The sequence below is a fragment of the Mucilaginibacter sp. UR6-11 genome (assembly GCF_020880695.1).
GTDB lineage: Bacteria > Bacteroidota > Bacteroidia > Sphingobacteriales > Sphingobacteriaceae > Mucilaginibacter.
The window spans coordinates 173,472-196,067 of sequence record NZ_JAJIWO010000003.1 but is presented as its reverse complement, the minus strand read 5'-3'; the positions used below and the strand labels follow the sequence as shown (position 1 = coordinate 196,067).

Annotated in this window: 15 protein-coding genes; 13 read left to right on the top strand and 2 right to left on the bottom strand. The window is 42.5% G+C overall.

Features of this window, described 5'->3' with window-relative positions:
- Positions 1-16 precede the first annotated feature (16 nt).
- Positions 17-556, bottom strand: coding sequence for a hypothetical protein (locus LJ658_RS09765; RefSeq protein WP_230546312.1), 540 nt, complete (start codon positions 554-556; stop codon positions 17-19).
- A gap of 103 nt (positions 557-659) precedes the next feature.
- Positions 660-1,718: a 23S rRNA (adenine(2503)-C(2))-methyltransferase RlmN gene (gene rlmN / locus LJ658_RS09760; RefSeq protein WP_370632953.1), complete on the bottom strand. Its 1,059-nt coding sequence runs from the start codon at positions 1,716-1,718 to the stop codon at positions 660-662.
- Positions 1,719-1,847: 129 nt separating this feature from the next.
- Here rlmN and LJ658_RS09755 point away from each other — a divergent pair, with 129 nt between their 5' ends.
- The 13 genes from LJ658_RS09755 to sprA all read left to right on the top strand — a co-directional run bounded on the left by LJ658_RS09755 (position 1,848) and on the right by sprA (position 22,524).
- Positions 1,848-3,026: an amidohydrolase family protein gene (locus LJ658_RS09755; RefSeq protein ID WP_230546311.1), complete on the top strand. Its 1,179-nt coding sequence runs from the start codon at positions 1,848-1,850 to the stop codon at positions 3,024-3,026.
- Positions 3,027-3,096: 70 nt separating this feature from the next.
- Positions 3,097-3,381: an acylphosphatase gene (locus LJ658_RS09750; RefSeq protein WP_230546310.1), complete on the top strand. Its 285-nt coding sequence runs from the start codon at positions 3,097-3,099 to the stop codon at positions 3,379-3,381.
- Between the two features lie 18 nt (positions 3,382-3,399).
- Entirely contained in the window at positions 3,400-4,923 is a 1,524-nt protein-coding gene (locus LJ658_RS09745) for an oligosaccharide flippase family protein (RefSeq protein ID WP_230546309.1), read from the top strand.
- 15 nt (positions 4,924-4,938) lie between these two features.
- Complete coding sequence (locus LJ658_RS09740; RefSeq protein ID WP_230546308.1) at positions 4,939-6,708, top strand: tetratricopeptide repeat protein; 1,770 nt, start codon at positions 4,939-4,941, stop codon at positions 6,706-6,708.
- Complete coding sequence (locus tag LJ658_RS09735) at positions 6,686-7,522, top strand: DUF4292 domain-containing protein (protein WP_230546307.1); 837 nt, start codon at positions 6,686-6,688, stop codon at positions 7,520-7,522. The genes LJ658_RS09740 and LJ658_RS09735 overlap by 23 nt, the downstream gene beginning before the upstream one ends.
- 21 nt (positions 7,523-7,543) lie before the next feature.
- On the top strand, positions 7,544-8,818 hold the full coding sequence (locus LJ658_RS09730; protein ID WP_230546306.1) for a murein hydrolase activator EnvC: 1,275 nt from the start codon (positions 7,544-7,546) through the stop codon (positions 8,816-8,818).
- 53 nt (positions 8,819-8,871) lie between these two features.
- The gene (locus LJ658_RS09725) at positions 8,872-9,360 is read left to right on the top strand and encodes a twin-arginine translocase TatA/TatE family subunit (protein ID WP_230546305.1); all 489 of its coding nucleotides are present in this window, start codon (positions 8,872-8,874) and stop codon (positions 9,358-9,360) included.
- A 32-nt stretch (positions 9,361-9,392) separates the two neighbouring features.
- Positions 9,393-9,569 (top strand): twin-arginine translocase TatA/TatE family subunit, encoded by a 177-nt coding sequence (tatA, locus tag LJ658_RS09720; RefSeq protein ID WP_230546304.1) that lies wholly within the window; start codon positions 9,393-9,395, stop codon positions 9,567-9,569.
- Between the two features lie 96 nt (positions 9,570-9,665).
- Positions 9,666-11,093: an Asp-tRNA(Asn)/Glu-tRNA(Gln) amidotransferase subunit GatA gene (gene gatA, locus LJ658_RS09715; RefSeq protein ID WP_230546303.1), complete on the top strand. Its 1,428-nt coding sequence runs from the start codon at positions 9,666-9,668 to the stop codon at positions 11,091-11,093.
- Positions 11,094-11,159: 66 nt separating this feature from the next.
- The gene (locus LJ658_RS09710; protein ID WP_230546302.1) at positions 11,160-12,386 is read left to right on the top strand and encodes a lytic transglycosylase domain-containing protein; all 1,227 of its coding nucleotides are present in this window, start codon (positions 11,160-11,162) and stop codon (positions 12,384-12,386) included.
- Between the two features lie 93 nt (positions 12,387-12,479).
- Entirely contained in the window at positions 12,480-14,756 is a 2,277-nt protein-coding gene (locus LJ658_RS09705) for an NADP-dependent malic enzyme (protein WP_230546301.1), read from the top strand.
- An 87-nt stretch (positions 14,757-14,843) separates the two neighbouring features.
- Positions 14,844-15,428, top strand: a complete 585-nt coding sequence (gene ruvA / locus LJ658_RS09700; protein ID WP_230546300.1) for a Holliday junction branch migration protein RuvA — start codon at positions 14,844-14,846, stop codon at positions 15,426-15,428.
- Between the two features lie 88 nt (positions 15,429-15,516).
- Positions 15,517-22,524, top strand: a complete 7,008-nt coding sequence (gene sprA / locus LJ658_RS09695) for a cell surface protein SprA (protein WP_230546299.1) — start codon at positions 15,517-15,519, stop codon at positions 22,522-22,524.
- Positions 22,525-22,596 lie beyond the last annotated feature (72 nt).

Here is a 22,596-nt window from a genome sequence, read left to right as displayed (position 1 = left end):
CGGGCAATCAATGCGGTTAGTTACCTGGTGGCGGCCCGTTAGGAGGTGGCCCCTGACTGTGTGGCTGCGTTCCGTTACGGTTTTTGTCTTCCGCTTCCGGATGTTGCCGGCCCATCATATGCAATACGTTTGGCAGGATATGATCAAACTTAATCTGCTGGTCGGCATCCAGTATCGCGCGGAACCTGCGGAAATGATAAAACGTAGCCGTATCCAGCCTGAATTGCATTGCGGCCAGTTTGCGTTCAATAGCGTACGCCCTGGCGGTGTCAGGTACCGGTGATTTTATATTTTCAAAAAACTCGTCGCGTAACTTGTTACTTTGTTCATTTAGTTTCCTGGTAAACTCAGCGTGCTGCATCCGCAGGGTGTCATATCGTTTTTCTTTAGCCAGGGTTAAGTTTAATTCTTTAATTAAATAATCGCTGGCCATTGGTGGCGGTCCGTTTTTGCCGGGCAAATGCCTGTTCTTTTTAGACCAGAACACACCCAGCAAAATGCAGTTAATCGCAACCAGTACAGCTATCGTAATTATAAATAATTTATAACCTTTCATTTACAATTAAAGATAAGAAAATATTGGATGTTTGGGCTGTGAAAAACCCGGACATTGAAAATGTTAAGCACCAAATGTTAAAATTTAGAATCGCGATATTGAATTAACTTGCCGCGCCCTCTTTAATAGCCAGCTGACCGCAGGCAGCATCAATATCTTTACCACGGCTACGGCGCAGGTGGGTATTTACGCCATTTTTACGCAGATGTTCGGCAAAGGCTTCAACTTTATCCTCGCCCGCATTTATATAAGACGCAAAAGATATCGGGTTATATTCAATAATATTTACTTTACAGGGCAGGTGTTTGCAAAACTGGGCCAGTTCGGCAGCGTCCTGTATATTGTCATTAAAACCGTCAAAAATAATATACTCGTATGTTACCGGGTTCTTAGTTTTGGCGTAGTAGTATTTTAAAGCTTCGGCCAGTGCTTTTAATGAGTTTTGCTCATTAATTGGCATTATGGTGTTACGTTTTTCGTCGTTAGCAGCATGTAATGACAGTGCCAGGTTAAACTTTACGCCATCATCGCCAAGCTTCTTTATCATTTTGGCTATGCCCGCGGTTGACACCGTGATGCGTTTAGCCGCCATATTCAATCCGTCTTCTGAGGTTATTTTTTCTACCGAATCAAGTACGTTCTTATAATTCAATAACGGTTCGCCCATACCCATGTAAACAATATTACTCAGGGGCATGCCATAATTTTCGCGGGCCTGCTTATCAATAAGCACTACCTGGTCATAAATTTCGTCCGGATTTAGATTGCGTTTACGCTCCATATACCCGGTAGCACAAAATTTACAAGTGAGGCTGCAACCCACTTGTGAAGATACACAGGCGGTCATTCTGCCCGGTGTTGGAATTAAAACACCCTCAATTAGGTGCCGATCGTGTAAAATGAAAGAATTTTTTATAGTTTTATCAGCACTAAACTGCGAACTGCTAATTTGTACATTATTGATAACAAATTTGTTTTCGAGTTTAGCACGAAGTTCTTTTGAAATATTGCTCATCTCGTCGAACGAAAAGCATGATTTTTTCCATAACCATTCATAAACCTGTTTGGCCCTGAAGCTTTTTTCGTCCATAAGGATAAAGTGCTTCTGCAAGGCGTCCAGGCTCAGGCTACGGATATCAATTTTCTCTTTTTCAACAATCACGTTGCAAAAGTACGAAAAATTAAAAATCTATCTTTTTAAATTCGGTAGTTAAAAAACAATAACCAAAAGTTAATTGTATTAATTAATTAGGATTGGTTAACGAGAGAAGCAACTTGTAAGTTATAACGAATGAAAATTTTTAGAGCCGATTACGTTTTTCCTATTAATGCCGATCCAATAAAAGGTGGTATAGTTACCATTGATGACTTTGGTAAGATCATTTCAGTATCAGATCAATTACCGCCCGGTGCACACGATGTACCCGTAGAGGTATTGCGCGGTATTATTTGCCCCGGGTTTGTTAATACCCACTGCCATGTAGAACTATCCCACCTAAAGGGTAAAATTCCGGAAAAAGGCGGATTGATAGAATTTATCAAAAATATCCAGCAGTTCAGGAACGTTGACCTGAAAGAGGTTGAAGCGGCAGCCATTAAGGCGGATCACGATATGTATGAAAACGGCATTGTTGCCGTTGGCGACATCTCAAACACCAACGCCACTATTGCTATAAAAGGAAACAGCAAATTATATTACCATACGTTTGTAGAAACTTTTGGCTTTACACCCGAGCGGAGCGAAGAAGTTTTTAATAATGCTTTATCATTAATGGATGAGTTTAAACCTCAATCATGCTCCATAACGCCGCATGCCCCGTATTCGGTATCAAAAGAATTATTCAGGCTGATAAAGAAATATTGCGACAGCAATCCTAATAAAAATCTGATAAGCATACACAACCAGGAGTGCGAGGACGAGAATAAATTTTATCGTTACAAATTGGGCAGTTTTAATAACCTGTATGAGCATTTTGGTATCGATATAAGCTATTTCAAACCCCAGGCGCGCAACTCTCTGCAATCGGTTATACCGTTGTTAACTGCCAAACAAGATATACTGATGGTGCATAATACCTGTACCAACTTAAAAGACATTTACTTTATAAAACGGTTTGACCGCAGGATACACTGGTGCTTTTGCCCTAATGCCAATTTATTTATAGAAGGGACTTTGCCAAAGGTTGATCTCTTTTTGGATCAGGGTTTTAATATTACTTTGGGTACCGATAGCCTGGCATCAAATAATAAACTATGTATTTTGAGTGAAATGCGTACGCTGCAGGCTAAATTTCCGGCTTTGAGTATGGAAAGAATGCTGAAATGGGCCACCATTAACGGAGCTACTTATTTGGGTATCAATAAAGATAAAGGGACGCTTGAACCCGGAAAAACACCGGGGCTGAACCTGATTAGCGGGCTTGATGATTTAAAGATCACCCCTGATACCAAAGTTACGCGGCTTATCTGATCTTTCTTGTTGCGGATGCGATAATAGCCGTTAGATATTTTTGGCTTTTTAATTTTACTTTTGGCCTGATATGAAGCATTTCGATATTACAGTTAAGGGTAAAGTACAGGGCGTGGCCTACCGCGCGTCAACCAAAGCCGTGGCCGACCAGTTGGGCATACGGGGCACGATAAAAAATGAACCCAGTGGCGACGTTTTAATTGAAGCCGAAGGCGACCCCCTGATGCTGGAGTTATTTTTAGACTGGTGCCGCGAGGGCCCGCAAGACGCCGAGGTAACTACAGTTGAAAGTAATGAAGGCGAATTAAAAAACTATCGTAATTTTGAAGTATTAAAACGAGGTTTGTTTAAATAACCGTTTATACGCTAACTATTGTCAACAGCTAAAAAATTTGCCGGGCAGACAGCCATCTACGGGTTAAGTACAATTATCTCCCGGATGATCTACTTTGTTTTAACGCCCATTTACACTCGTGCATTACCCGTTGGCGGCAATGGTATTTTTACGGCAATGTACGGTAATGCCTCCATCGTAAATGCAATTTTGGCCTTTGGTATGGAAACTACATATTTCAGGTACTTGCAAAAGCGCGCGGATAATAAACAGCAGGTTTACAATAATGCCTTTGGCCTGGTTATAGCAATATCGTTGGTTTTCTTATTATTTTGCCTCTTATTTCTTGATGACATTATAAACTATATGCAGGCAGGCGTAGTTAAAGACCATGCTGACTATGCCTTTTATGTAAAAAGCTTTTTGGTAATATTAGTGGCCGATGCTTTTTGTGTTATGCCTTTTGCCAAGATTCGTGCTGATGGACGACCTCTTAAATATGCGTTTGTAAAATGCAGCAACATACTTTTCGTAGTGTTGTTTAATTTATTCTTTTTGTTTGGGATCCCTTTTATTTTAAAACACCAGTTGCCCGGTGCAAATTGGATGGCTGGCTGGTACAGGCCGCATTGGGTAGGATATGTTTTTTTGGCCAATGCTACCGCCAGCGTGTTTACCATACTTTTATTGTTGCCGGAGATATTAAAACTGAGGCTTAAATTTGATGGAATGATGTATAAAGAAATGTTTTTGTACAGTTGGCCGATACTTATCGCTAATATATCATTCATTATCAATGAGTCGTTAGACAAGGCGATGTTAAAACATATGTTACCTCAGGCAACCAGCGACAGGGATGTGGGTATTTACGGTGTCTGCGCTAAAATAGCTATATTTTTAAGCATTTTTGTACAGGCGTTCCGCCTGGGGGCAGAGCCTTTTTTCTTTAGCCATGCAAAAAATAAGAACTCGGGCGATACCTATGCCCGTATCATGAATTATTTTGTGATAACTGTAGCCGTAATAACTGTGGCGGTAGTGGCAAATGTTGATCTGTTAGCGGTTATTATAGTAGGTAAACAAACTAAAATGGTTAATCATCATTTAGTATATAATATATACTGGAGTGGCTTGGGTGTGGTGCCATTATTATTATTCGGTTACTTAAGCCTGGGTATTTACATGAATTTATCGGTTTGGTATAAATTATCAGATCAAACTAAATATGGGTTATATATATCGGGCATAGGGGCCATATTAACTATAGTTTTAAATTGGATATTTATTCCTAAGTATAATTATATGGCCTCCGCATGGATCTCTTTTATTGCCTATGCAACCATGATGGTACTATCATATGTATGGGGGCAGCGCAATTATCCTATTCCGTATAATTTAAAAAAGAACTTGATTTATATAATAATTTCGGCTGTAATCGTTTATCTTTCATTCTACGTGTTTAATCATAACATATTTATAGGCAATGCATTGCTAATGTTATTTTTAACAGGTGCTTTTTTTGCGGAACAGAAAGAGTTAAAAGCTATCTTTAATAAAGGTTAACAGAATCATTAGTAAATGAATACTCAAGCGATAAGCGATAAAGAACATAAAATCAGGAGCCGGATTATAAGCACCCTCTTGGTCATTGGTTATTGCTGCTTGATTATGCCAATTTATGCCCAATCCCCAAAACCTGTTAAAACTCAGGCCCGCGTGGATAGCGACGCTGTTGAAAATCTTTTCTTTTCGGCACTACGCGAAAAAACAGTCGAAAATAATACCCAGGCTGCGGACCTGTTCAGTAAGATATTAACTATCGACCCAGCTAATGACGCATCGCTTTATGAGCTGGCCAACATTAAAAAGCAGCAAAATAAATTTGCAGAGGCACAACCGCTGCTTGAAAAAGCGGTAGCAATTAAGCCCGATAATGAATGGTACTGGTCATCGCTGGCCGAGGTTTATGAAAAAAATAACGACATAGGCAAGCTCGAAAATGTATTTGGCCAGTTAATCAGGCTTAACCCAACCCGCGCAGATTATTATTTTGATAAAGCGAACGCCTATTTTTTAGGGAATAAATTTGACGAAGCATTAAAAGTGTACGACCAGTTGGAGCAGATTACCGGCCCCAGTGATGACCTGATCTTAAATCGCCAGAAAATTTATTTAAAACAGGGCAAGGTTGATAAGGCTGCCGCCGGGCTTGAGCAAATGATCGTTGCTAGCCCGGGCCAGGTTAAGTACTACCTGCTGCTGGCCGAAATATATGTTTCAAATAACGCCGGCGACAAAGCTTTTAAAGTGTTGGAAAAGGCAAAAACAGTCGACCCAAATAACGCATTGGTACACCTGGCATTGGCTGATATTTACCGCGAACGAAAGGATATCGACGCCAGTTTTAAAGAGCTGCAATCGGCTTTTACTAATCCGGATCTGAGCATTGATCAGAAAGTGCGGATAGTGATGGGCTATTTCCCCAAATTTAATGAGCCAAATGTTCGCAGTGGTGCTTTAAGCAGCGCGCTTGAGCTAAGCCGCATAATCATTAATATCCATCCAAATGAGGCTAAAGCCTATGCCCTTTATGGCGACGTGCTGGTACAAGACGAGAAATATAATGAAGCAAAAACTGCTTACGAGCGATCTATAGCCCTTAACGGCCAGATCTATGAAACCCGCGAACAATTGGTCCGTATTGAGTTAAGCAACAATGATATGGACGGCGTTATCCGCGACGGAGAGGTAGCACTATCATTTTTTCCCAACCAGGGATGGATGAATTATTACGTAGGTACAGCCTGGCTTCAAAAAAAGGATTACAAAAAGGCATTAAGCTATTTAAAAAATACCACTTCGCTCGAGTTTCAGGATAAAGAACTGCTGTCTTTAAGCTACTCGCAATTAGGCGACTGCTATCATGCCATGCAGAACAATAAAAGCTCGGACGAATCATACGACAAATCCTTAAGCTATAACCCTGATAACAGATATACGTTAAACAACTATGCTTATTATCTGTCGATAAGGGGAGAGCAACTTGACAAGGCCGCGCAAATGGCTAAACATGCCAACGAGTTGGAGGCTAATAATGCATCATTTGAAGATACTTATGCCTGGATATTGTTTAAGCAAAAAAACTATAAAGAAGCTAAAGCGTGGATGGAAAGGGCTTTAACAGATGGTAAAAATAAAAGCGCCGTGCAGGCAGAACATTACGGCGATATATTGTTTTATTTAGGAGATACCGACGCTGCTGTACAAAATTGGAAAAAAGCAAAGGGTTATGGCGCTAATTCTCCGGCGCTTGATCGTAAAATAAATGAAAAAAAATATAGTGAATAGGATATTAATAGTTTGCTGCCTGCTTGTTATGGTGAGTTGCAAGGCGCGCAAAAAGGTAATAACCCCCATCGCCCCCATTACAACAACAATTTCGTCGCCCGAGGTTACCAATACGGTTAAAATACCAACCACACCGCCTGACCTTACTTACTTAAAAAATCAACTGGTGATTATAAAAAGCCACCAGGTAAATTTTAATACATTTTCAGGCAGGGCAGGCACCAAGCTTGATGTTAACGGCAACAGCAATGATGTTACCCTAAATATCCGGATAAGCCATGATAAAAAAATCTGGGTTTCGGTTACTGCACTATTGGGTATAGAGGTTGCCCGCGCCCTGATCACACCTGATAGTATTAAGATCATTAACAAACTGCAGGGGCTGTATCTTAAAAAGCCTTTTAGCTATATCTACCAATATGCCAGCAGGCAGGTAAATTATAAAACTATTGAGTCATTGTTGGTAGGTAATGCCATGCCCGAAATTTTAACAGAAAACACCACCATAAGATCAGATATGGGCAATATGTCGCTGACAGGAAATCTGCAGGACCTGGTTTACAGTTTAATACTTGGTACCAATTTACGGGTAACGCAGTTTAACTTATCAAATGTAGCGGCGGGGCAGGCGCTATTGGTAAACAACAGCAGTTTTATTCAGGCCAGTAACCGGTTGGTGCCTTCGCAGATAGATATCCTGTCAACCATAGGAGACAAAAAAATCCAGGCTAATTTGCGCTACAATAAAGTTGAATTTGATCAGCAATTGGATTTTCCTTTCAATATTCCGGAAAGATATGCTCCGGCCGATTAAAAATTAATATTTTTGGACCGGATGAAATTTTTAAAAGTACTATTCTTGTTGATCTTGGTTTTTGCAGCCATAAGCGTGCGTGCCCAAAGCAGTTCCGACTTAAAGAGGCAACGCGACCGCATCAATGCCGAACTGGATCAGCTTAATCATGACCTGCAGGAAACGCGGTCAAACAAAAAGGCAACCTTAAAACAACTTAATATATTAAAGGCCCAGATCTACCTGCGCGAGCAAAAAATCACGGTTATAAACAGTGAAGTACGAAACCTGGACAGCCAGATATCAGAAAACACCAATACAGTGCATGATCTGCAGAGCCAACTTAACCTGTTAAAGAAAAAGTATGCTGATATGGTGCTTTTTGCCTATCGTAACCAAAGCGCTTACAATAAACTGATGTTTGTATTTGCATCAAAAGATTTTAACCAGGCCTATAAACGTTTAAAGTATCTGCAGCAGTTTGCAACCTATCGCGAAAGGCAGGCAGCCTCTATTCAGGGCAAGCAAAAAGATTTACATGTAAAAATAGTTGAGCTTGATAAAACTAAAGAGCAAAAACATACGTTGTTAATTGACCAGGAGAAAGAAAAAGATAATCTTGGCAAAGAACGAAATAACCAATCCGTTGCAGTAAAAAATCTTTCAAAACAAGAAAAGCAGTTACGCAGCCAATACCAGGCCAAGCAAAGAGAGGTGTCAAAAATTACCAGGCAATATGCCCGTGCAATAGTTGAGGAAGAAAGGCGCAAGGCCGAAGAAGAGGCCAGGCTTGCTGCAGCCAGAGCTAAAGCAGCGGCAGCAGCCAATAATACAACGGTTGCCGTTACAAGACCGGCACCGCGTAAAACCAATAGCGAGATAATGAATGCGACGCCCGAGGCAGCAAAATTATCAAACGACTTTTTAGGTAACCGGGGAAGATTGCCATGGCCGGTTTCGGCAGGTGAAATTACACAGGGATTTGGCACTTATATGACTGATGGTATAAGAAGCGAAAGCACCGGTTTAGATATCCGCACCAATAACGGGGCAGCTGTAAGAGCTGTGTTTGATGGTACAGTATCAAAAGTGCAAAATGTATTAGGTACTTGGCTGATAATTATAAGACATGGCGAGTATCTTACAGCTTATTCAAACCTTAAATCGGCAAGTGTTTCATCAGGACAAAAGGTAAACACTAAACAGATTTTAGGCTCGGCTGCAACTGATGCCGTAACGGGTGAAACTCAGGTGCATTTTGAACTGTATAAAGCCGGTACACCTGTTGACCCTAAAATTTGGTTGGCCGACAGGTAAAATAAATTTGTAATATATTAAATTGTTTATATTTGTAACCTAATAAAAAGAATATGTTTAGTTCAGTTTTTTTGTTTTTTGAATTCACCGCACCAGAAATAATGCTCATTTTATTTGTGACATTATTGTTGTTTGGCGGGGATAAACTGCCCGGCCTTGCTAAAGGTTTAGGTAAAGGTATCCGTGAATTTAAAGACGCATCAGAAGGTGTTAAGCGCGAGATAAATAACCAGATTGACAATTACGATAGCAAAAAGAAAGCAGAGCCGGCTAAGACGGAAGAAACTCCTTTAATTGCAGAGCACTCAACCGATAATGCCGACGGCAAAGCAGAAGAAACGCCGGCGGTGAATGTTAGCCCCGTTGCAAATACAGTGCCCGTTGGCACAAGCCACATTGCCGCTACAGATAATGTAGGCCATAATATTTATGATGGTACTGCCGAAAGTAACGAGGAGCTTCATAGCCATTACAGAGGTGTAACAGAAAACCAGGAGCCGGTAACTCACGTATCTGAAGCTGGTAACGCAACCAAGGAATAATTAATTATAAACTAATATAAAATTTAAATATTATGGGATTAGATGGTCCAGCAGTATTTGTCATCCTTTTAGTAGTATTACTAATATTTGGTGGTAAAAAAATACCTGAATTAATGAAAGGTTTAGGCAAAGGCGTTAAAGAATTTAAAGACGCGCAAAGCGGCGATAGCGACGATCATGTAAGGTCAGAAGATAAAACCAAAGTTTAATTACTCGGGCATTTATTTACCTGGCGTTTTTACTTAATATACTTATCTGTTGAAATTAATTTCTATTTCAACAGATAAGTTTTTTATTTTCGGCCCATGAGTAAATTTTATTCCTCTTTAAGTCAAATTAAGAGTGGGTTACAAAGTAGTGAAATTTCCGTTGAAGGACTGGTAAAGCACTATTTAAGTCAAATTGAAAAAAATTCCCGTTTAAATGCCTTTAACGAGGTATTTGGCCCCGAAGCATTACAACGTGCAAAAGATATTGATAACCGGCTAAAAGAAGGCAACGCCGGCAAACTGGCCGGGATGGTTATCGCAATAAAAGATAATATCTGTTACAAAGGGCATAAAGTAAGCGCATCATCAAAAATTTTATCGGGTTTTGAGTCTGTTTATTCAGCAACTATAGTTGAGCGTTTGCTGGCAGAGGATGCTATCATAATAGGCCGCTGTAATTGTGATGAATTTGCTATGGGTGCAACCAATGAGTCGTCATACTACGGCCCGGTAAAGAACTATGCTGATGAAACCAAAGTTTCGGGAGGTTCATCAGGCGGCTCGGCTGTCGCTGTTCAGGCCGGGATGTGCCTTGCTGCTATCGGTACCGATACCGGTGGCTCGGTAAGGCAGCCCGCAGCATTTTGCGGCACAGTAGGTTTAAAGCCGACCTATGGCCGTGTATCCAGACATGGTTTAATAGCTTATGCTTCATCTTTTGATCAGGCAGGGCCTATTACCAACTCTGTCGAAGACGCGGCGCTATTATTAGAAGTAATGGCAGGCGCTGACGAATACGATAGTACCTCAGCATCTAACCCGGTACCGGCTTATGCAGCTGATCTGAAAAAAACAACAGAAAAGAAGAACATTGCCTATCTGCAGGAATCACTGTCAAGCCCGGGCGTTGATCCGGAAGTAAAGAGCATGCTGATCAATACGATAGAAAAACTACGTGCCGAGGGGCATACAGTTAAACCTATTGCATTTGAATATTTAGATTACCTGGTTCCTGCTTACTATATCCTGGTTACTGCCGAAGCATCGTCAAACCTGGCGCGTTTTGACGGCGTGCACTACGGCTATCGCAGTCCGGCGGCAACAGATCTGGCGTCAACCTACAAGCGTTCACGGTCTGAGGGATTTGGTAAAGAGGTAAAGCGTCGTATTATGCTGGGCACTTTTGTGCTTAGCGCGGGATATTATGATGCGTATTATGCTAAAGCTCAAAAAGTACGCAGGCTGATACAGGAAAAAACCAGCAAAATATTTGAGGAGTACGATTTTATACTCATGCCCACGGCTCCGGAGCCTGCATCTGATATTGGTAAAGAAGAAAAAGATCCGGTGGTTAGCTATCTGGCCGATATTTTTACCGTACAGGCCTCCTTAACCGGTGTGCCGGCAATTTCTTTACCGGCAGGCAATAACACGAAAGGATTACCGTTAGGATTACAATTATTAGCCAAACATTTTAACGAACAGGAGTTGTTAAATTTCTCCAAATATTTCTTGGAGCTATAATAAATTAATATTTTAGTAAAACTTTTAGGCGCCAAAAGCGTATACGCTTATCTCTAACGAAAAAGAATGAAGAGAATTATAACTTTTGCCACCTTCCTCTTATCACTGCAAATTGTAAATGCTCATTCGTTAACAGCGACCTTTTTTGCCAATGGCAAAACAAGTAATAGCTATTTATCAAAAATTTTACCGGATACCACTTTAACTATGCCGGTTAGCGCATATACCAGTTCAATTTTTAAACAACGGCTGGATTCTATCCAAAAAGACGTTCCGTTGGACTATAATGAATACGTGCAGGCTTACATTGATATCTATACCCGTCATAAAGACGAAATGGGTCACGTAATGGGGCTATCAAAATATTACTTCCCCATTTATGAGAAGATCTTTCATGAATCAGGCATCCCTACCGAAATAAAGTATTTGTCAATTGTTGAATCAAAGCTTGACCCTAATGCAGTATCGCGGGTAGGTGCAACCGGGCCATGGCAGTTTATGGCTACTACAGCCAAAATATACGGCCTTAATATGGATAGCTACATTGACGAGCGCCGCGATCCGATACAGGCCAGTTACGCCGCCGCAGCTTATTTGAAAGACGCTTATCAGGAATTTGGCGATTGGTTATTAGCCATAGCTTCGTATAACTGCGGTAAGAGCAGTGTTGAACGTGCTATTGAAAAAGCAGGAGCAATGGATTTTTGGTCTATCCGCCAGTACCTGCCGCCTGAAACCAGGAGCTATGTGCCCGCTTTTATTGCCATGTCTTACGTAATGAATTATGGTGGTAAGCACAGCATAGTGGCTGATAACTGGCGATTTTCTGCGCGTACGGATACCGTTATGGTTGATAAGATGATCGACCTTAATAATGTTGCCCGTGCCTTAAGTGTAAATATCAGTGACCTGGCATTACTTAATCCGGCTTATAAAAGACAGATCATAAACGGGACAACAACCTTACCGCGCAGGCTGATCATCCCGCATACCGAGCAAAGAAATTTTACAGCTTTATATAATGTATTAAACGGATTAGCAGCTCCGGTAGCATTACAACCGCAGGTGGCGCCTGCACAGGTAGTAACGGCAGCGTATGTACCTGCTGCCAAATCAGCTGATAAAAACCCCGATTACCATATTATTAAAGAAGGCGAAACGCTGGAAAATATTGCAGCTGATTACGGCCTTGATGTGCGCGAGATCAGAGCCTGGAACCGCATGCAGAGCAATAAAGTTATTGCGGGGCAAAAACTAAGATTAAACCCGTTTGCCAAGGCAAGCAAAGGATAAATAATAAAAAATTCAGGAGCCCGGTTTTGATTTCAGAACCGGGCTTTTTTATACAGTTCAAAAAGACTTAACTTTGAACCTTGAATTGATATCATGGATAAATCTAACCGTAAGCAGGACGCTCTTAATTACCACGCTAAAGGGCGCCCCGGCAAAATACAAGTAGTACCCACCAAGCCAACCAATTCGCAGCGCGATTTAACCATGGCCTACTCGCCGGGTGTTGCTGAGCCCTGTTTACGCATTGCCGAAAATGTAGATGATGTTTATAAATACACTGCCAAGGGTAACCTGGTAGCAGTAATAAGTAACGGTACGGCAGTTTTGGGCCTGGGTAATATAGGCCCCGAAGCCAGCAAGCCGGTTATGGAAGGTAAAGGCCTGCTGTTTAAGATCTATGCCGATATCGATGTATTTGATTTGGAACTGAATACAAAATCAGTAGATGAATTTGTGACAATAGTAAAGGCCCTGGAGCCCACTTTTGGCGGTATTAATTTAGAGGATATATCAGCGCCAACTTGTTTTGAAATTGAGCGCAGGCTTAAGGCGGAAATGAAGATCCCGGTTATGCATGACGACCAGCACGGTACGGCAATCATATCGGGCGCTGCATTGCTTAATGCCTGCGAGATACAGGGTAAAAAGCTGGATAAGATAAAAATGGTAATTAACGGCGCAGGTGCCGCCGCGGTGTCCTGCTCAAAAATATATTTGTCGTTAGGTGTTAAAAGAGAAAACCTGGTAATGTTTGACATTAATGGTTTAATAACTCCTGACCGTACCGACCTGGATGAGATGCGCTTGCAATTTGCTACCGACCGGAAAGGAATAGATACCCTTACCGAAGCAATGAAGGGCGCCGATGTTTTTATCGGCCTGTCGGCAGGTAACGTCGTAACGCCGGATATGCTGCGCGGCATGGCAAAAAATCCCATTGTTTTTGCAATGGCAAATCCCGAACCCGAGATAGCTTACGACCTTGCCGTAACTTCACGTAAGGATATTATCATCGCTACGGGGCGGTCTGATTTTCCTAACCAGGTAAATAACGTCCTGGGTTTCCCTTATATTTTCAGAGGTGCCTTGGATGTGAGGGCCTGCGCTATTAACGAAGAAATGAAACTGGCGGCGGTGCATGCTATAGCAGGTATTGCCAAAAAGCCGGTGCCCGAAGCCGTTAACCTGGCTTATGATGCCAAGAACCTTAAATTTGGCAAAAATTACATTATCCCAAAACCAATGGATCAGCGGTTAATAACCGAGGTTTCATCGGCGGTAGCAAAAGCTGCTATCGAATCAGGCGTGGCACGCAAGGTAATTACCGACTGGGATGCTTATACAGAAGAGCTGCGCTCAAAAGTAGGGGACGATGATAAGCTGTTAAGAAACATCACCAACATGGCTAAGAGCAACCCTAAACGGGTGGTTTTTGCTGACGCTGATAATTACAAGATATTGCGCGCCGCCCAGATTGTAAAAGATGAGGGTATTGCTACGCCAATATTGCTTGGAGATGTCCAAAAAATAAAACGGATCATCAAAGAAACCGAGCTTGAATTTGGTGAGGTAGAGATCATTGATCCGCACTTGGGCACTAAACGGTCAGAGGAATATGCGCAATACTATTTTAAAAAGCGTCAGCGCCGGGGTATAACTTTGTTTGAGGCCAGGCAACTGATGATTGATCCTAACTATTACGGTGCCTGCATGGTACAGTTTGGCCAGGCCGATGCCTTGATATCCGGGCTAAGCAAAAATTACGCAACAACAGTTAAGCCTGCGCTGCAAATAATCGGTACCGAAAAAGGAGTAAGCCGTGTGGCCGGTATGTATATGATGTTAACCCAAAAAGGCCCCGTTTTTTTTGGTGATACTACGGTAAACGTTGATCCTACGGTTGAGGAACTGGTAGATATTACGGTACTTATAGAACGGTCAGTAAAGCAGTTCAACATCAGCCCCAGGGTTGCGTTATTATCCTACTCAAATTTTGGATCAAACGATGGCCCGATACCTGAGAAAACCCGCGAAGCTGTTAAGCTATTGCATGATAAATATCCTGATATGATTGTTGACGGCGATATGCAGGCCAATTTTGCGTTAAATGCTTCTTTGCTGGCCGATAACTTTCCGTTTTCGACATTAAAAGGCAGGGCGGCCAACACATTGATATTTCCTAATCTGGAGTCGGGTAATATTGCTTATAAACTTTTACAGGAAATAGGCAGCGCCGAGGCCGTCGGGCCGATATTACTGGGACTGAAAAAGCCTGTACACGTTTTACAGCTGGACAGCTCGGTGCGTGAAATTGTAAATATGGTTACCATTGCTGTGGTTGATGCGCAGGCAAAAGCAAATAATAAATAGCTATTAGTGACTAAGATTAATGATTAGTTTTTAATATTGCAGTTAAATCTCAGCCTTATTGCCTTTCACCTTTTACCTTGAAAAAATATGTACGCTTATATTGATGGCAAATTAGTTTTTAAAAGTCCGGCTTATGTGGTGATTGATGCCAACGGGGTGGGCTATCACATCAATATATCTTTAAATACCTATTCTTTACTGGGCGATGCCGAGCGGTGTAAGCTTTTTACCTGGCTGCATGTCAAAGAGGATGCGCATACGTTGTACGGTTTTGCAGACGAGGGCGAGCGCAGATTGTTTTTACACCTGATTTCCATATCAGGCATAGGCCCTAATACCGGCAGGATGATGCTTTCATCTATAACTCCTTTGGAAATTCAAACTGCCATCATCAATGGTAACGTTTCTTTAATACAGCGAATTAAGGGCATCGGTCCAAAATCGGCGCAAAGAGTTATATTAGAGTTGCAGGATAAGCTGAGAAAAGAAGGTTCTGAAACGTTAAATACCGCCCCTATTGCCAGAACCGTTAAGGACGAGGCACTTGCAGCACTGGTTATGTTAGGGTTTGCACGTAATGCCGCAGAAAAAGTGCTTGAGCAGGAAATAAGTAAAAACGGCGGAACATTAACTGTTGAACAGCTTATAAAATTCGCCTTAAAAAGTTTATAATTACGTGGGATTTTAGCTGTTGCATGTGGTAGGAAATTTTACTTTTAAATTTTTTCTCGGGATTGCATTAATAACTGCGTTTTGCGGATTGGGGACAACCTTTGCGCAACAGAAACCTGCAACTGTTTCGCCCCGAAGAGATTCTGTAACCGTAAAAGCGCCATTTAAACGTACTTTATCAAATAATGCCTTAAACCGCCGGGGTATTTTTGATCCGCCGCCATTTGGTGTAACCCGCACTGTTGAGTATGACGCGCTCACAAATAAATATGTTTTGTACGAACGGGTTGGTAATTTGCTGTACCGCCCGCCGGTATATCTGACTTTTAACGAGTACCTGTATCTGAAACAAGCCGAAGAAAAGCGCGACTATTTTAAGAAACTGGCCGATAACTATTCTTATCAACAAACACAGCCCGGGTTTATTCCGCAGATAAATGTGCATAACCAAACTTTTGAAAGAATATTTGGCAGCTCAATAATCGATATCCGCCCACAGGGATCAGCTGAAGCAATATTAAGCGGGCAGATCAATAAAAATGAAAATCCGCTGTTTAATATCCGGCAACGTAAACAATTCAACTTTAATTTTGACCAGCACATACAACTTAATTTAACCGGTAATATTGGTGATAAGTTAAAGATAGCCACTAACTATAATACCGATGCCCAGTTTCAGTTTGACAACCAGGTAAAGCTGGATTATACCGGCCACCCGGACGAGATCATCCAGGAAATACAGGCAGGTACGGTAAGTATGCCGTTAAATACATCATTAATAACCGGTACGCAGGCTTTATTTGGTTTAAAAACAAAATTAAAATTTGGCAAGCTTGATGTAACCACAATCTTTTCGCAGCAGCGTTCGCAATCAAAAAATATTACCATAACCAACCAGGGGCAGCAGGGCACATTCTCAGCGATGGCCTCAGATTACGAGGCTAACAAACACTATTTCTTATCGCAATACTTTCGTAACAATTATAATAAGGCGCTGGCTAATATACCCATCATCAGCTCAAATATTAATATTACAAAAATTGAGGTTTGGACCACCAATCGCACTAACGCTACTACCGACTCGCGAGACGTAGTCGGCTTTTTGGATTTGGGTGAGAATGCGCCCTACAATACTGCGCAAATACAGGGCGGTGCGGGTTTCTCGGGCCTGCCGGCGGGTTTTCAGGGGCCGGGGTTTACAGATCAGTCAAACAATTTGTTAGCCGGCTTACCGGCTAATGCGCGCTTTACCAATGACCCATCTAATTCGCTCATTGGTTATTTTGCGGCACATGGCGGTACAGATAACTACGCCAAATTAACTTATGCCCGCAAGTTAACCGCCAAAGAATATACCTTACATCCGCAACTGGGTTATATATCCCTTAATTATCCTTTAAATAACGACGAGGTATTGGCGGTGGCTTACCAATATACCTATAATGGCAAGCAATACCAGGTAGGTGAATTTTCAAGTGATATTCCGGTTAGCCCCGGCACGCCCAAATTGCTTTACCTGAAATTATTAAAGAACACGCTGTTAAAAACCAATCTGCCAACCTGGAAACTGATGATGAAGAACATCTACTCGCTCAACGCGTTCCAGGTTAGTTCAACAAACTTTAAATTAAACGTTGCCCGCCTGGATGATAAATCAGGTATTGATAAGCCGGTGATGGATGAGGGGCAAAACACCAGGTCAAAACTGTGGCTAAAACTTACCGGGCTTGATAATTTAAACCAGCAGGGCGAAAAGCAATCAGACGGTTATTTTGACTTTTTAGAAGGTATTACCATTGATTCGCAAAACGGGCGCATTGTCTTTCCTGTTCTGGAACCCTTTGGGTCTGATCTGGCCAGGCAATTTAACCCCGGCGAGACGGACCTCATCAACAGGTACGTCTATCAGCAATTATATGACTCGACCAAAACGGTAGCACAACAGTTTTTTCCTAAGTTAAACCGTTACACTATTCGGGGCACTTATACGGCGCAGGGCGGCGGGGGCTCTTACCAGCTTAATGCCATAAATATCCCGCAAGGATCGGTAACGGTATCAGCGGGTGCAACCAAGCTGGCGGAGGGTACTGATTATACCATTGATTATAATGCCGGCCATTTAAACGTAATAAATACCGCCATACTATCATCCGGCCAGCCCATAGATGTGCATTTAGAAAACAACGAGCTGTTTGGGGTGCAGCAAAAATCATTATACGGTTCAAGGTTTGATTATAGGTACAGCCCAAATTTATCATTGGGTGCCACGGTAATGCACCTGACAGAGCAGCCGATATCGCAAAACGAGGCAATAGGGCAGGAGTCCATCTCAAACACCATTATTGGATTTGATGCTAACTATGCCTCAAACTCAAGACTGCTTACCCGTTTGGTCGATAAAATACCTTTTATCCATACCAGGGCGCCATCGTCAGTAAACTTTAGCGGTGAGTTTGCAAAATTGTTGCCGGGCAGCCCGGGTGTATTAAACTATGCAGGCTCAAGAAACGGAACATCTTATTTAGATGATTTTGAAAACAGCCAGTCAATAATCGATGTTAAAAGCGCCAATACCTGGCAAATATCGGCTACGCCGCAGTTGTTCCCGGAGTCGGGTTTGTTTAATAACCTGAGCTATGGTTTTAACCGTGCACGTTTGGCGTTTTATAATATCGACCCGATATTTTATACCAATACAGGATCGACAAGCGTAACCCGCGCACAGCTATCAAACCATTACGCAAGGCAGATTTTACAGACAGAGGTTTTCCCCTATAAACAATCCGTAACCGGGCAGCCGCTAAGTTTATCAACTTTAGACCTGGCTTTTTATCCAACAGTTCGGGGCCCGTATAACTATACTACCACCGGTATTAATGCTGACGGTTCGCTGCAAAACCCAACCACCCGCTGGGGCGGTATTTACAGGGGGATATCAACTAATGATTTCCAGGCGCTTAACGTGGAGTATATTGAATTTTGGGTGCTTGACCCTTTTATCTACAAACCAACGGCACCGGGGGGTGATCTGTATTTCAACTTGGGCAGTATATCAGAAGATGTGTTAAAAGACGGGCGTAAAAGCCTTGAAAACGGTTTGCCTGCCAATGGTGATCTAAGTACGGTAGATACTACCGCCTGGGGCAGGGTACCCAAAGCGCAACCCGTAGTTAATGCCTTTGACAGTAACCCGGCATCGCGTGTATTGCAGGATGTTGGTTTGGACGGATTGAGTGATGGGGATGAACGGGCAAAATTTGCGGCAGTTGTTAACCAGATAAAAGGAACGATTAATAATCAGGCGGCAAACGCTTTTGCAAATGACCCGTCATCAGATGATTACCAATATTACCTGGGGCCCGACCAGGATGCGGCAAAAGCCAGTATTTTACAACGTTACGCTAAGTATAACGGCAACGAAAGTAACTCCAAAACAGCCGAGCAATCGCTTGCGCAATTGGGCCTGCAAACATCTGCCAACACCTCATTGCCGGATGGCGAAGATATTGACCGGGATAACAATATGAGCCAGGACGATCAGTACTTTCAGTACAAGGTATCGATGCGCCCAAAAGACCTTGTTGTGGGTCAGAATTTTGTGAATGACAAAATTACGTCGCAGGTTAAACTTGCTGATGGCACCACGCAATCTGTTACCTGGTACCAGTTTCGTGTACCTATTGCCGCCTATCAATCGGCAGTTGGAGGGATCCAGGATTTTAAAGCGATAAGATATATGCGAATGTTCATGACCAATTTTGCCGACACGGCGATATTGCGTTTTGCAACCCTGCAATTGGTGCGCGGCGACTGGCGTGCATACAACACAGAGAACAATCCGCTGAATGTTATTGCCGATCCGGCTTTGGTAAATCCACCGCTGGATAACTCAGTTGTAAACGTTGAGACGGTAAATATTGAGGAGAATGGCAAACGTGTACCTATCCCTTATGTAGTGCCGCCGGGTATTGAACGCCAACGCGATTATAATAACCTGCAAAGCAATACCCAGTTAAATGAGCAGTCGTTATCATTAAATGTAACCAACCTGAGCGACGGTTATTCAAAGGCAGCTTTCAAAACTTTTTATAATGATCTGCGTAAATACAAGCATCTGCAAATGTTTATCCATGCCGAAGCCAATCAAAATACCCTGCATGATAATGATGTAAGCGCCTTTATCCGTTTAGGTGCGGATTACCAGGATAACTATTATGAGTACGAAATACCGCTGACAATAACACCGCCGGGTACTACCAATGCCAATTCAATATGGCCGGATGCAAATGCCCTGGATATCGAGCTGTCCTTACTAACAGATGCAAAGATAGCGCGGAACAATGCCAAATTTAACGGCTTACCCTGGCCAATAAACAAGCCGTTCACCTATGCTAACGGACGCAATAAGATAACCATTATGGGGGTGCCGGATCTTAGCCGGCTGCGAACAATCATGCTCGGTGTACGAAATCCTTATCGCAACAATCAGCCGGTTGGGGTTGATGACGGGTTAAATAAATCAGCGATTGTTTGGTTTGATGAATTACGGCTTACCGACTTTGATAATAAGGGCGGCTGGGCGGCTATTGGGCGTGCGGATTTTAAACTGGCCGATATTGGTAATGTTACCATATCGGGCAACAAGAGTACGGCTGGCTTTGGCGCACTTGATTCAAAGCTGGAAGATCGCCAGTTAACCAACAACCAAGGTTATGATATATCGGCCAATATGGACCTGGGCAGGTTCTTCCCGACGAAAAGCGGAATAAAGATCCCGGCTTATATCAATGTTTCAAACCAAACAAACACGCCGCAATATGACCCGGCGCAGCCTGATATCCTGTTAAAGCAAACGCTTAACGCCGCTACATCTTCAAAACAGCGCGACTCGATCAAAAATGCCGCCGAGGATTATACCATGCGTAAAAGTGTCAACTTTACTAATATGCATAAAGAGCGCACCTCTACCAAACCGGCCCCGGTGCATGTTTATGATATTGAGAACTTCAACGCCAGCTATGCTTACACAGAATATACGCATCATGATTTTAGTACGGAAAGCGACCTGGAAAAAACTTATCACGTAGCGCTGGCTTACAACTACGCCAATCAACCAAAATATATTAGCCCGTTTGAAAAGATCATTAAGAACAACACACTGGCGCTGATCAGGGACATTAACTTTAGCCTGGCGCCAACCCGTTTAAATTTCAGTATAAATTTTGACCGTTTTTACTCAGAAAATTCGCCGCGGAACAATGATATCAATAACCCGGTGTTTATACCTACCAACTACAACAAAACGTTTAACATAACCCGTGTTTACGGCCTGGGCTGGAACCTTACCAAATCATTAACCATGGATATCGATGCCACCAACCTGTCGGTAGTTGATGAGCCTTATGGCCGTTTAGATGGTTTAAAGATTGATACACTATGGCAAAATATCCGTAAGCTTGGCCGTACCACTAACTATAATCATACGTTTAATATTAATTATACGGTGCCGTTAAGTAAGATCCCGGGTATGGATTGGACCGCAATGATTGCCCACTACAGCACCAACTTTACCTGGCAGGCGGCCCCCGAGTTTGCGATAGGCAACCCGCAGTTTAACGTAGGTAACAGCATACAAAACGCGCGTAAAATACAGCTGGACCCAGCCCTTAATTTAGTGACTTTATACAATAAGATACCCTATTTAAGAAACGGCAACAATCCTAAAAACAGCACGTTTACACGGCTGTTAACCGGCTTAATTACCAGTGTTAAAAATATCAATGCATCATACACCCGGTCTGACGGTACTTTTCTGCCGGGGTACCTGCCGCAATCAAATTTATTTGGTGAGGACTTAAGTTATGATTCGCCGGGCATCGGCTTTTTATTAGGTAGCCAGGCCGATATCCGCAGCCGGGCCGTAAGCCGTGGCTGGATATCATCAGATACGTTGCAAAACCAGCTATATGTACAATCTGTTAGTGAGGATTTGCACCTGAAAGCCAGTGTTGAGCCCATATCCGATCTGCGAATACAGTTAACGGCATTTAAAACACAGAATCATACCTACCAAACCAATTTTAAATTTTTAAGTGCCACAGGCGCTTTTGAGAACCTGGCACCCAATACTACCGGCGATTACAGTGTTTCCTATTTCTCGCTGGCCACCGCTTTTTCAAAAGAGACCGGCATTAACAACACTTCGGCGCCATTCCAGAAATTTTTGGATAACCGCGCCGAAATCTCCCAACGATTAGGGAAAAACAATCCAAATTCGGCGGGTACCGGAACAAGCGGTTATGCGGATGGTTACGGGCCTAACTCGCAAAATGTGTTGGTGCCGGCCTTCCTGGCTGCTTATACGGGTAAAAGCGCTTCCGGGGCCAGCCTTAACCAATTCCCCGCTATCCCAATACCTAACTGGCAAATTACTTACAGCGGCTTCGGACACATGGCATTGTTTGAAGAATTGTTTGATTCGTTTGATATCAGGCATGGGTATCAGTCGGCTTATACCGTAAGCGGTTATAACACTTTATTGCAGTACCGGGAGGCTAACGGCGCATCAAGCGCAAGGGATGTTAATAATGATTTCCTGCCGCAATACCAGTTTTCGCAGATCACTATTTTAGAGCAGTTTATTCCATTGCTGGGGATCGACGTCCGTTTTAAAAATAACGTGACTGCCAATTTTGAGTACCGTCAAAGCCGTGCGCTTAGCCTGAGTTTATTAAACAGCCAGCTTACCCAGCAAAACGATCATGTTATCACTTTTGGTTTTGGGTACAAAACCAAAAATTTCAGGTTCCCGTTCGGTATGTTTAATAACCTGATCCTGAAAAATGATCTGAATTTTAAGCTTGACTTTGCTTTGCGTGATAATAAAACATTGATATACCAGGCCGATGTTACCGCTGCGCAAATATCATCCGGAGCGCAAAATATTACTTACCGGCCATCAATTGATTATTCCATCAGTCAGCGATTTATATTGAATCTGTTCTATGATTCAAACTTAACCAAGCCATTTACCTCGCAGGCATTTAATACTTCCTTTACAAATTTTGGGGTTAACCTGAAATTGTTGTTGCAGTAATAAAATTTGTGATAGCATCTTCTCTTTTATGCAGAACGATGCTCCGGCTTGTCTTAAAGATCTAAAATGATT